The organism is Pseudomonas sp. UMAB-40, from assembly GCF_900095275.1.
Classification (GTDB): Bacteria; Pseudomonadota; Gammaproteobacteria; order Pseudomonadales; family Pseudomonadaceae; genus Aquipseudomonas; species Aquipseudomonas mandelii_B.
The window spans coordinates 257,725-270,066 of sequence record NZ_LT607552.1 but is presented as its reverse complement, the minus strand read 5'-3'; the positions used below and the strand labels follow the sequence as shown (position 1 = coordinate 270,066).

The window sequence follows — 12,342 nt, the reverse complement described above, 5'->3', positions numbered from 1 at the left end:
TTCCGAATGATAGTTACCTTCGCTTCATTCGATTCGTGCGATACCACCTCGCCGCTCATCATCCGCCCATCTCAATACATTGGCGGATGCATCCATGGAACAGTCACTCAAACATTTGCGCTTCCCATTGGCCATGTTGGCCGTACTGGTGATGAGCGCCTGCGGCAAGGCTCCGGAGTCTGCCGCTACCATGCCCGCGGCCAAAGTCAGCGTCGCCAAGGTTTTGGAACAACCGGTCAATGAGTGGGACGAATTCACCGGGCGCCTTGAAGCGCCAGAAACCGTAGAAATTCGTCCACGGGTCTCCGGTCAGATTGATGAAGTGGCCTTCACCGAAGGCGCACTGGTCAAGAAAGGCGACCTGCTGTTCCAGATTGACCCACGCCCCTTCCAGGCCGAGGTCCGCCGCCTCGAAGCACTGGTTGCCCAAGGTCGTGCCAACGCCACCCGCAGTGAAAATGAAGCCCAGCGTGGCGAACGCTTACGCACCAGCAACGCAATCTCTGCTGAACTTGCTGACTCGCGCACCAGCGCTTCCCAGGAAGCCCGTGCGGCCGTCGGCGCCATCCAGGCGCAACTGGACCTGGCCAAGCTGAACCTGAGCTTCACCCGTGTTACCGCACCCATCAGCGGTCGCGTCAGCCGTGCGGAAATCACCGCCGGCAACCTGGTGACCGCCGACACCACCGCGCTGACCAGCGTCGTTTCCACCGACAAGGTCTACGCCTACTTTGACGCCGACGAACGTGTGTTCCTCAAATACACCCAGCTCGCGCGCCAGGGCAAACGCGGTGCCACCACTCCGGTCTACCTCGGTCTGTCCAACGAAGACGGCAACCCGCACCAGGGTGTGATGAACTTCGTCGACAATCAGGTCAACCCGAAAACCGGCACCATTCGCGGTCGCGCAGTCTTTGATAACGCCGATGGACAGTACACACCAGGCTTGTATGCCCGTCTGAAACTGGTCGGCAGCGGCACCTACTCCGCCGTGCTGATCAACGACGAAGCGGTCGGAACCGATCTGGGCAAAAAATTCGTGCTGGTGATGGACGCCGACAACAAGACGGCCTATCGCTCCGTCGAACTGGGGCCGAAGATCGAAGGTTTGCGCATCGTGCGCAGCGGCCTGAACAAGGATGACACCGTCATCGTCAAGGGTCTGCAACGGGTTCGCCCTGGCTCGCCGGTCACCCCTGAAGTGATCCCGATGGCCAGCGAACAAACCCTCGCGGCACTCGCACAACAACGACAAGCGCTGGAAGCCAGCAACCTGCCCCAAGTCGCACCTGCCAAGGTCGCGCCGGGTTCGGTTGTGAAATTGGCTGCTGCGACTCCACGCGGTTAAGGGACGACAACTCCGATGAATTTTTCCCAATTCTTCATTTCACGGCCGATCTTCGCAGCGGTACTGTCGCTGCTGATCCTGATCGCCGGTGCCATCTCGCTGTTCCAGCTGCCGATCAGTGAATACCCGGAAGTCGTGCCACCGACCGTGGTGGTCCGTGCGAACTTCCCCGGCGCCAACCCAAAAGTCATCGGTGAAACCGTGGCCGCTCCCTTGGAGCAAGCCATTACCGGCGTCGAGAACATGCTGTACATGTCCTCGCAGTCCACCGCTGACGGCAAGATCACCCTGACCATCACCTTCGCACTGGGCACTGACCTGGACAATGCACAGGTGCAGGTTCAAAACCGGGTGACCCGAACCGAGCCGAAACTTCCAGAAGAAGTGACGCGCATCGGTATCACCGTCGACAAGGCGTCGCCCGACCTGACCATGGTTGTGCACTTGACCTCGCCGGACAAACGCTACGACATGCTCTACCTGTCCAACTACGCGTTGCTCAACATCAAGGATGAGCTGGCGCGCCTGGGCGGTGTCGGTGACGTGCAGCTGTTCGGTATGGGCGACTACTCGCTGCGGGTCTGGCTCGATCCGAACAAGACCGCTTCGCGCAACCTGACGGCCACCGATGTGGTGACGGCCATTCGTGAACAGAACCGTCAGGTCGCTGCCGGTGCACTGGGTGCGCCCCCTGCGCCGAATGCCACTGCGTTCCAGCTGTCGGTCAACACTCAGGGCCGTCTGGTTTCTGAGGAAGAGTTCGAGAACATCATCATTCGCTCCGGCGACAACGGTGAAATCACGCGCCTGAAAGACATCGCTCGCGTTGAGCTGGGCTCCAGCCAATACGCATTGCGTTCGCTGCTGAACAACCAGCCGGCGGTGGCGATCCCGATCTTCCAGCGCCCTGGTTCCAACGCGATCGAGATCTCCAACGAAGTGCGCGACAAGATGGCGGAGCTGAAGAAGAATTTCCCGGAAGGCATGGACTTCAGCATCGTCTATGACCCGACGATCTTCGTGCGCGGCTCCATCGAGGCGGTGGTCCACACCCTCTTCGAAGCACTGATCCTCGTGGTGTTGGTAGTGATCCTGTTCCTGCAAACCTGGCGTGCCTCGATCATTCCGTTGGTAGCTGTGCCGGTTTCGCTGATCGGTACGTTTGCGGTGATGCACCTGTTCGGCTTCTCGCTGAACGCCCTGTCACTGTTCGGCCTGGTATTGGCCATCGGTATCGTGGTGGACGACGCCATCGTGGTGGTGGAGAACGTGGAAAGGCACATCGAGCTGGGAGAAACGCCCGTAGAAGCCACCAAGAAAGCCATGCGAGAGGTGACCGGGCCGATCATCGCGACGGCGCTGGTGCTGTGTGCGGTATTTATCCCGGCGGCGTTCATTTCCGGACTCACCGGCCAGTTCTATAAACAGTTTGCCCTGACCATTGCCATCTCGACCGTGATCTCGGCGTTCAACTCGCTGACACTGTCCCCTGCCCTGGCCGCCGTGCTGCTCAAGAGCCACGATGCGCCGAAAGATCGCTTTACCAAAGTGCTTGATAAACTATTGGGCGGCTGGCTTTTCCGTCCGTTCAACCGGTTCTTCGAACGCGCCAGCCATGGCTATGTCGGCACCGTAGCCCGGGTTATCCGCAGCAGCGGTATTGCCCTGCTGTTGTACGCAGGCCTGATGGTGCTGACCTTCTTCGGTTTCGCCCACACCCCGACCGGTTTCGTACCCGGCCAGGACAAGCAATACCTGGTGGCCTTCGCGCAACTGCCGGACGCTTCGAGCCTGGACCGCACCGAAGACGTGATCAAACGCATGTCCGACCTGGCCCTGAAACAGCCGGGTGTGGAAAGCGCCGTGGCCTTCCCGGGCCTGTCGATTAACGGTTTCACCAACAGTCCTAACGCCGGCATCGTGTTCGTGACCCTGAAACCGTTCGACGAGCGCAAAGACCCGAGCATGTCGGCCGGTGCTATTGCCGGTGCGTTGAATGGCCAGTTCGCCGGGATTCAGGAAGCCTACATGGCAATCTTCCCGCCGCCGCCGGTACAAGGCCTGGGCACCATCGGTGGTTTCCGCCTGCAGATCGAAGACCGGGGCAACCTGGGCTACGACGAGCTGTACAAAGAAACCATGAACATCATCACCAAGAGCCACAACGTGCCGGAACTGGCTGCGCTGTTCACCAGCTACACCGTGAACGTGCCGCAGGTCGATGCCGCCATTGACCGGGAAAAAGCCAAGACCCACGGCGTGGCCGTCAGCGACATCTTCGACACCCTGCAGATTTACCTGGGTTCGCTGTATGCCAACGACTTCAACCGCTTCGGTCGTACTTATCAGGTCAACGTCCAGGCTGAACAGCAGTTCCGTCTCGAACCGGACCAGATCGGTCAGCTGAAAGTGCGTAACAACAAAGGCGAGATGATCCCGCTGGCGACCTTCATCAAGGTCAGCGACACCTCGGGGCCGGACCGCGTGATGCACTACAACGGCTTCATCACCGCTGAAATCAACGGTGCGGCAGCCCCGGGCTACAGCTCCGGCCAGGCTCAGACAGCGATCGAGAAACTGCTCAAGGAAGAACTTCCAAACGGCATGACCTACGAGTGGACCGACCTGACCTACCAGCAGATTCTGTCCGGCAACACCGCGCTGTTCGTGTTCCCGCTCTGCGTATTGCTGGCGTTCCTGGTGCTCGCGGCCCAATACGAAAGCTGGAGCCTGCCACTGGCGGTGATCCTGATCGTACCGATGACCCTGCTGTCGGCCATAGTCGGTGTGATTGCTTCGGGAGGCGACAACAACATCTTCACCCAGATCGGATTGATCGTACTGGTGGGACTTGCGTGTAAGAACGCGATTCTGATCGTCGAGTTTGCCAAGGATAAACAGCAGGACGAAGGTCTCAGCCCGCTGGCTGCGGTCCTCGAAGCGTGCCGTCTGCGTCTGCGTCCGATCCTGATGACCTCCTTCGCGTTCATCATGGGTGTTGTGCCTCTGGTGTTCTCCAGCGGTGCCGGTGCCGAAATGCGTCACGCCATGGGTGTGGCGGTGTTCTCCGGGATGCTCGGGGTGACCTTCTTCGGTCTGTTGCTGACGCCAGTGTTCTACGTATTGATTCGTAACTTTGTGGAGCGCGGTGAAAAACGCAAAGCGGCCAAAGCCCTGAAACTGGAGGCGCAACAATGAGCCTGAAAGCCTTCCTGCCGAGCCTTCTGGTACTGGCCCTGAGTGCTTGTTCCGTCGGCCCGGACTACAAGACTCCAGCCACTGAGCCGGCGAACATCACTACCGCAACCGATGGCGCTGCCGGTCAGAAAAACTTCGATCGCTCGCGTTTCGAAGGCATCTGGTGGCAGCAGTTCGAAGACCCGACCCTCAACCAGTTGGTGACTCAATCGCTGCAAGGCAACCGTGATCTGCAGGTGGCCTTTGCCCGCTGGAAAGCGGCCCGGGCGATTCGCGATGACGTCAGCAATGACGCCATGCCCACCATCACCAGCCGCGCCAGCAGTGACTTGGGTAAAGGTCAGATTCCAGGCCAGACCACCAAACGGGTCAACAGCGAACGTTACGACTTGGGCCTGGACATGGCGTGGGAGATCGACCTGTTTGGCCGTATCCAGCGCAATCTGGAATCCGCCGACGCCGAACAGCAAGCGCTCGAAGCCGATCTGTACCAACTGCAAGTCACCATGATTGCCGAACTGGTGGATTCTTATGGCCAATTGCGCGGCGCACAGTTGCGCGAAAAGATTGCCCTGGCCAACCTGAACAACCAGCAGGAATCACGCAAGATCACCGAAAGCCTGCGTGATGCCGGCGTCGGCGATCAACTGGACGTGGAGCGTGCCGATGCACGCCTCGCCTCGGTCGAAGCCAGCGTGCCGCAGTTGCAGGCCGAACAGGTTCGGCAGAAAAACCGTATTGCCACCCTGTTGGGTGAGCGTCCGGACAAGCTGACTGTCGACTTGAGCCCAAAAGACCTGCCGGCGATTGCCAAATCCTTGCCGATCGGTGACCCGGGTGAATTGCTGCAACGTCGTCCAGACATCCTCAGCGCCGAGCGCAAACTGGCCTCCTCCACCGCCCGTATCGGCGTGGCCAAGGCTGATCTGTTCCCTCGGGTCAGCCTCAGCGGTTTCCTTGGCTTTACTGCCGGCCGTGGCTCGCAGATCGGTTCCGCGGCTGCCAATGCCTGGGCGCTTGGCCCGAGCATCACGTGGGCTGCGTTCGACCTGGGCAGCGTGCGCGCCCGTCTGCGCGGCGCCGATGCCGATGCCGAAGGCGCGCTGGCGACCTACGAGCAGCAAGTGCTGCTGGCGCTGGAAGAATCGGAAAACGCGTTCAGCGACTACGGCAAACGTCAGCAACGGCTGATCTCGCTGATTCGTCAAAGCGAAGCGAGCCGTTCAGCCGCAAACCTGGCCGAGATTCGCTACCGCGAAGGCACCGTGGACTTCCTCGTCCTGCTGGATGCCCAACGTGAGCGTCTGGCGGCCGAAGATACCCAGGCCTCGGCGGAAACCGATCTTTATCGTGGCATTGTCGCGATTTACAAAGCCCTTGGTGGTGGCTGGCAACCAGAGACAGTCGCCAGCAAGTAAGTTTTTAAAGAGCTCCTTTGGTTGGCCGCAACCAACCAATTTTTTAGCCCTGCGCCTCATTCGGTTGCGGGGCTTTTTTTTGCCGATGACTTGAACCCGCTGACCATCCCATGTGGGAGCGAGCTTGCTCGCGATAGCGGTAGATCAGTCGCTAACAATGTTGCCTGTGCCGACGTCATCGCGGGCAAGCCCGCTCCCACAGGGATTAGCGGTGATCTTCAGTCCTGCGCGTTTCCAGGATGGTTACAGTGGCCGTGGTCCCGGCCCGCAAGCGGCTTTTAGCGAGATAATCGGCATCAATCTGAATCCGCACCGGCACCCGTTGCGCCAGTTTGACCCAGGTGTAACTGGGGTTGATGTTGGCCAGCAGACGGTTGCCAGGCAGGTTCTCCCGATCGGCAATGGCAAAGGCAATGCTTTGCACGGTGCCGCCGAAGGTTTCGCCACTCATCAGTTCAATCCTGACCCGATCGCCCTCCCCGATTCGCGGCAACTTGGTTTCTTCGAAGTAGCCACTGACGTAAAACGAATCACTGTCGACCAGTGCCAGCAGTGCGCCCCCCGCCGTGGCGTAGTCGCCCTGTCGGGTCAGCAGGTTGGTCACGTAACCGCTGACGGGGGCGACGACCCGTGTACGCTGCAAGTCGAGTTCAGCTTGGGTCAAAGCAGCGATGGCGAGTTGCACATTGGCCTGAGCTAAACCGAGATTGGCTTGATTACGCAGCAACTCGGCCTGCGCCACCGCCACGTCCGTACTGGATTTTTCCCACTCCTCGCCAGAGATAGCGGCGCGTTCCTTGAGGGTGCGACGTCGGCGCTCTTCGCTTTGACGTTGCCTGAGCAACGCGCCACTGGCGACAATCGTCGCTTCGGACTGTCCGAGGGAGGCTTTCGCCACTTCTACCGAACGCTTGGCATGGTCTACCGCCAGGGCGTAGCGCGCGGGGTCAATCTCCAGCAGCAACTGGCCCTTGTCTACATGCTGGTTGTCCTGAACGCCGAGGCTGACGATGCGCCCCGACACGTCGGCGGACAACGTCACCACATCGGCGCGCACCCGCGCGTCCCGGGTCCAGGGCGCGCGGGTGTAATGTTCCCAGGCGAACCAGCCCAGCACAAAGGCCAGCAACACCACTGCAACAGTCGCGAGTCGGGCAAGGATCTTCTTCAAGGCATCAGGCTCCCATCACCAGGATCAGCGTTGCGCACACGCAGGCGTACAACGCGCCCTCGAACAAGGCTTCATGCCAGACGAAACGCAGCACGCCCAGGCGTCTCAAAATCCAGTCCAGCAGCAGAAAAATCGGCAAGGCCAGCAGCAAGGCCTGGGCGATTGGCGGCAAGTAGACGCCACCTACTTCCAGATCAATGGGCAAGGGCCGGCACTCCTTCCGGTTCTTTGGCTTGAAAGTATTGGCGATGTCGCTCGAGAAACGACACCACGATCAACAGCGCCACGCGCATCCGGAATACCGACCACAGGTGTTCATGAACCACTAACTGCAAGTCGTCCATCTCATCGCCCAAGGCATGCAAGTGTCCGAGCAGCCGGTCAACGTCGACACCCGGTCGCCCGGCGACAAACCTGCCGGTCTCCCGGAGCGAGGCCTGCAGCCGGTTTTGTTGTTCGGTACTGAGCAAGGTGTTGCTCTGCCCCTGTTGCCTGAGCTGGTTCAACGCCACGCCCAGTGCCATGCACCCCAGGCTGACTTCGAACAGCTCGCCGGATTGCTTGTCGTTGGTGGCCGGCAACAGGCCCAACATCATGGTCAAGCGGTCGACCATGCGGCTTTCAAACGCAAACTGCTGTTCATCGGTGGCCGGCGCCTTCAGCAAGGCGTAGACCTGCTCACGGTTCTCATTGAACAGGCGGCGTATCCGCAGAACCGGCCTGAACGGGAAGATCAACGCATAGACACTGAGCGCCAGCGCGGCGGCGCAGGTATACGCACCGGCAAACTCGAACCACAGAATGGCGGTATTTTGGCCGACGCCTACGTTTTGCGGGCCCAGCAACAGCATGGTTGTCAGCCCAAGACCAATGCCTGTCCCGGTGGTTGGCGGACTGGACAGTCCCACCGCGACGGCATACAGCAACGGAGCCAACAACAAGGCGAGCAGCTCGAAGTCACTGATCATCGGTACCAGCATGAACAGATACAACGCCGACACCACCAAGGCCAGCCCCAGTCCCCTGGCAAAGCTCTGGGCGGCCAGCAACGGCCGGGGAAACGTCGCCATCAGCGAACAGAGAATCCCCACCACGATCATCCCGCCACGGGCCCCGTCCCAAGCGGTCTCGATCCAGATCAGGCCGGCCACCAGCAACGCGACAAAGGCCCGGATCGCGTTCATCGCCGCCAAGGTGAAGTCCAGATGCAGCGGGTTCTCCTGGCCGCGGAACACGCAACTGGCCTCGCGGCCATCCTGGATCGCGTCGCTCAGCTCCAGAATCTGTCCCAGTTGCTCCAACATCCGTGCCTGCTCCCAGCGCAGCGCCCAAGCCAGTGAACGCAGGGTGGCAGGCATCGTCTCGGTGAGTTGTTCGGCCTTATAGGCCTGGTCATCGAAACGTTGTTGCAACGCCGAGAAGTGGTGCCGCGCATCGGCCGACAACGTGCGTCCCTTCACGGCCAACTCATCGAGAAAGGCCAGTTCTTCGGCGCGTAAAAGCTGGATCTCTTCGGGCAACTCGCCTTTCCAGCGCTCGGTCAGCAGTTCGCGTTGGTGGCGCAGCGCCGTCAGCCGTGAGATCAGCAGCACCAGTTGATTGCCGAGCAACTGCACCAGGCCATTGGCACTGCGTAACCGTGGCGCATCGAAATACAGATGCCGACGCAAGCCTTCAAGGGCGCTGATCTCACCCAACAATTGCATCTGCCTGCGGTGGAAATCGCCCTCGCTCTCCTCGGTTCGAATGACCGCCGCTGCGTGGGTCGCGAGCAACTTGATGACATGATCAATCTTGGCGAAGTAGCTCCGGGCCACGCTCTCCGGGCGCGCGGTCAGCAGGCTGACGACGCAGACGCAGGCCACCGCCAGCAGCGTCTCGGTTACACGGGTGACGGCCAGCAGGAACGTGCCGTCCTGGTCAGGCACCGCCAGCAACGCGACAACGACTGCGGTGTAACCGCTGAGGACAAAGGCCTGGGAGCTGGTGTAGCGCAACAAGGTGCCGCCGGCGGTGCACAGCGCCAGCCACAAGGCCAGCGTAATAATGAAAGGCATCGGCGCCTGGGGGAACATTGCCATGATCAACACCGCGACTGCCGCGCCCAGGGTGGTGCCGATGACCTGGCCAAAACTGCGGGCCAGGGCCATGCCACCCAATGGCTGGCTGACGATGACCACCGCCATGATCGACCATTTTGGCTGGTCAAGGTCGAACAGGAAGGCCAGGTACAGTGTCAGCAACCCGGCCGCGATGGTTCTCAAGGCGAACAGCAGCACCCCTTGCCCGGGGTTGAGCATTGCCTTGAAGTACTGGAGCAGCGGTTGCATGGGAACACTCTTCGAGCCATCTCCAGCAAGCGTAGTCACTGCTTCATGACTTCGACGGGTTTCAATGTCGACACGACTTGTAGGCAAAATCGCCAGCATCGTGCTGAGTCAGGGTTTGACTCACACGCCTACCTGACCGAAGCTGACAGCTCTGCAAAAGCTGCCAGCCCCCGGATTCCTGCATGCCCCAGTCCCGCCGCTACTTGCTCATCAGCCTCTGTGTCCTGTTCGCCATCGTTCTTGCCTGGCTTTTTCTGCGCAGCACAACCCCTGTGGTGCCGGAAGCCATCAAGCGCGGTTACAGCGAAGCGTTGACCCAGGCGCGCGCCGGGCAACCGGGGGCCGCACGGGTGCTCTACCAGCAACTGGGGCGCCCTGACCTGTCACCCAAGCGCCGTGTCTGGCTGCATGCCGAACTGCCGAATTACCCGAGCCCGCAAGCCCTGAAACTGGCGGATGCAGACCTGCAAAACCCTTCGGCCGACGTGCGCATTGCGGCCATCAAAAGCATTGGCGGACTGGTGCCCAGTGGGCAGCGCAGTTTGCTGATCGGACCGTTGCTCGATGACAGCGAACAAAACGTCCGGTCCGCCGCGATCAACGCGCTGCTGGGTTTGTCGCCGGATGACCTGGGCTTGTATTTCGGGCCGTTGCAGCAAGCCATCGATGCCTGGGAACGGGACCTGAAAAGTCTCCCGGAAAGCGCCGAAACCCAATACCAACTCGCCCGTCTGTACTTGCACAATGCCGAACTGAAAGAAGCGCAGCAGGCGCTGGAACGCACGCTGCAACTGGACCCAGGCAATCTGCCGGCGCTGGTGATGCAGATTGAAGTCCTGGATAAACAAGGCCAAAGCGACGCAGCCCGGCAATTGCTGGCGAAACAGTTGAAAGCTCAACCCGACTCGGCCTACCTGCAACATGCCTTGGGGCTTTGGTTGCTGCATCACGGGCAAAGTGAATTTGCCCTGCTTGGGCTGTCCAAAGCGGTCGAGATCGAGCCGAACAACAAGGATTACCGCTACGACCTGGCGACCACATTGCACGGTGAGCAGGAGCTGGAAGCAGCGCAAAAACAGTTGCAGGAAATCGTTCAGCGCCATCCGGCGGATCGCAAGGCGCGGGTGCTGCTGATCAATTACTGGAAAGAAAGCGGTCAATTGCAGAACGTGCAGATCCTTCTGGCGCTGTTGGAACAACTCAATCCAGACGATCCGGCGTTGCAGCAGGGTTTATAACGCCACTGATATCGCACCGGCAAAAAGGTTGAACCGTCGTCACGGCGAAAGGTCAAGTGATCAGGCAGTCCATTCAGGCACTTCAGGCCTGCTGCCTCGCTTCCCCTAGTCATGAGAGGGTTATTTTTGTCTACATCTAACGAGTTGTTCAGTGCAAAAGCCGCCACCGGCATCGAAGGTCTGGATGACATCCTGGCCGGTGGATTATCCCGCGGACACGTGTTTTTGCTGGAGGGTGAACCCGGAACCGGCAAAACCACCGTCGCTTTGCATTTTCTGTTGGCTGGCGCCCGTGCCGGCGAGCGCTCGTTGTACATCACGCTTTCAGAAACCGAGCGCGAGCTGCGCCAAGGGGCTTTGTCCCACGGTTGGGAGCTGGATGAAAACATTCACATCTTCGAACTGACACCGCCAGAAAGCCTGCTCAATGCAGAGCATCAGCAAAGCCTCCTGTATTCCTCGGACCTTGAGCTGGGCGAAGCGACCAAGCAGATTTTCGAAGTGGTCGAACGGGTCAAGCCGACCCGGGTGGTCCTCGACAGCCTTTCCGAAATCCGTTTGCTGGCCCAGAGTTCCCTGCGTTATCGCCGGCAGATTCTGGCGATCAAGCACTACTTCGTGCGCTACGACGCGACCGTGCTGTTGCTCGATGACCTGACCACCGAATCCCTCGATAAAACCGTCCACAGTGTGGCGCACGGCGTGGTTCGCCTGGAAGAACTGACGCCCAACTATGGCGCCGAACGCCGGCGGATCCGGGTCGTGAAGTACCGCGGTCAAAAGTACCGTGGCGGTTTTCATGACTTCACGATTATGGGCGACGGCGTGCACGTATTCCCTCGCCTGGTCGCCGCAGAACACCGCGGCGGTTACATCCGCCAGCAGTTGACCAGCGGCATCAAGGAAATGGACGCCCTGCTTGGCGGCGGCATCGAGACCGGTTCCAGCACGCTGATTCTCGGCCCGGCCGGCACCGGCAAGTCGCTGATCTCGATGATCTTCGCCGCGGCAGCCGTTGCCCGGGGTGAGAAAGCCGCGCTGTTTATCTTCGATGAAGAGCTGGGACTGCTGTTCGAGCGCATGAAAAACATGGGCATCGACCTGCAGGCGCTGCAAGACACCGGCAACCTGCTGATCGAGCAAGTCGACGCCGCCGAACTGTCTCCTGGCGAGTTCTCGCACCGGGTTCGTCGTTGCGTCGATGTGCGCAATATCAAAACCGTGGTGATCGACAGCATCAACGGCTATCAGGCCGCAATGCCCGAGGAAAACGCGCTGGTGCTGCACATGCACGAGTTGCTGCTGTACCTCAATCGCCGAGGCGCCGCGACGTTCATGACCGTGGCCCAACATGGGCTGGTCGGGGACATGCAGGCCCCGGTCGACATTACTTATCTGGCTGACACGGTGATTCTGTTGCGCTACTTCGAAGCGATAGGCAAGGTTCGCCGGGCCATTTCAATCATCAAGAAAAGAACCGGCAGCCACGAATCGACCATTCGCGAATACCGCATCGGCAACTCGGGCATGACCATCGGTGAGCCTTTGGATGCGTTCCAGGGTGTATTGCGCGGCGTGCCGACTTACCTGGGCGCCAGCCAGCCACTGCTCAAGGATGATGACCGGTGAGTGTTGTCGA

General features: G+C 60.1%; 8 protein-coding genes. 5 read left to right on the top strand and 3 right to left on the bottom strand.

The window, feature by feature from the left end; genetic code table 11:
* Window positions 1-94 precede the first annotated feature (94 nt).
* From mexE to K0F88_RS03905, 3 genes are read left to right on the top strand one after another with little or no spacing between them, the layout of a single operon-like run.
* Window positions 95-1,348: a multidrug efflux RND transporter periplasmic adaptor subunit MexE gene (mexE, locus tag K0F88_RS03915; protein ID WP_219094100.1), complete on the top strand. Its 1,254-nt coding sequence runs from the start codon at window positions 95-97 to the stop codon at window positions 1,346-1,348.
* A gap of 15 nt (window positions 1,349-1,363) precedes the next feature.
* Window positions 1,364-4,546, top strand: coding sequence for an efflux RND transporter permease subunit (locus K0F88_RS03910; protein ID WP_219094098.1), 3,183 nt, complete (start codon window positions 1,364-1,366; stop codon window positions 4,544-4,546).
* A complete protein-coding gene (locus tag K0F88_RS03905) occupies window positions 4,543-5,964 on the top strand; it encodes an efflux transporter outer membrane subunit (protein WP_219094096.1) in 1,422 nt (473 codons plus the stop codon). Before K0F88_RS03910 ends, K0F88_RS03905 begins: the two co-directional genes overlap by 4 nt.
* 205 nt (window positions 5,965-6,169) lie before the next feature.
* On the opposite strand, the gene K0F88_RS03900 is transcribed toward K0F88_RS03905, so the two are convergent.
* The 3 genes from K0F88_RS03900 to K0F88_RS03890 are packed head-to-tail and all read right to left on the bottom strand — an operon-like array spanning window position 6,170 to window position 9,465.
* On the bottom strand, window positions 6,170-7,135 hold the full coding sequence (locus tag K0F88_RS03900; RefSeq protein WP_219094094.1) for an HlyD family secretion protein: 966 nt from the start codon (window positions 7,133-7,135) through the stop codon (window positions 6,170-6,172).
* A gap of 4 nt (window positions 7,136-7,139) precedes the next feature.
* Window positions 7,140-7,340 (bottom strand): DUF1656 domain-containing protein, encoded by a 201-nt coding sequence (locus K0F88_RS03895; RefSeq protein WP_219094092.1) that lies wholly within the window; start codon window positions 7,338-7,340, stop codon window positions 7,140-7,142.
* On the bottom strand, window positions 7,330-9,465 hold the full coding sequence (locus K0F88_RS03890) for an FUSC family protein (protein ID WP_219094090.1): 2,136 nt from the start codon (window positions 9,463-9,465) through the stop codon (window positions 7,330-7,332). The genes K0F88_RS03895 and K0F88_RS03890 overlap by 11 nt, the downstream gene beginning before the upstream one ends.
* 182 nt (window positions 9,466-9,647) lie before the next feature.
* Here K0F88_RS03890 and K0F88_RS03885 point away from each other — a divergent pair, with 182 nt between their 5' ends.
* Together K0F88_RS03885 and K0F88_RS03880 are read left to right on the top strand one after the other, a co-directional pair.
* Complete coding sequence (locus tag K0F88_RS03885; RefSeq protein ID WP_094467415.1) at window positions 9,648-10,703, top strand: HEAT repeat domain-containing protein; 1,056 nt, start codon at window positions 9,648-9,650, stop codon at window positions 10,701-10,703.
* A gap of 126 nt (window positions 10,704-10,829) precedes the next feature.
* Window positions 10,830-12,332 (top strand): ATPase domain-containing protein, encoded by a 1,503-nt coding sequence (locus K0F88_RS03880; protein WP_219094088.1) that lies wholly within the window; start codon window positions 10,830-10,832, stop codon window positions 12,330-12,332.
* The last annotated feature ends 10 nt before the right edge of the window (window positions 12,333-12,342 follow it).

Bases quoted from the DNA above. Each gene is read 5' to 3' on its own strand.
- K0F88_RS03890 (WP_219094090.1), bottom strand. From the start codon at position 9,465: ATGCAACCGCTGCTCCAGTACTTCAAGGCAATGCTCAACCCCGGGCAA.
- K0F88_RS03905 (WP_219094096.1), top strand. From the start codon at position 4,543: ATGAGCCTGAAAGCCTTCCTGCCGAGCCTTCTGGTACTGGCCCTGAGT.
- mexE (WP_219094100.1), top strand. From the start codon at position 95: ATGGAACAGTCACTCAAACATTTGCGCTTCCCATTGGCCATGTTGGCC.
- K0F88_RS03885 (WP_094467415.1), top strand. From the start codon at position 9,648: ATGCCCCAGTCCCGCCGCTACTTGCTCATCAGCCTCTGTGTCCTGTTC.
- K0F88_RS03910 (WP_219094098.1), top strand. From the start codon at position 1,364: ATGAATTTTTCCCAATTCTTCATTTCACGGCCGATCTTCGCAGCGGTA.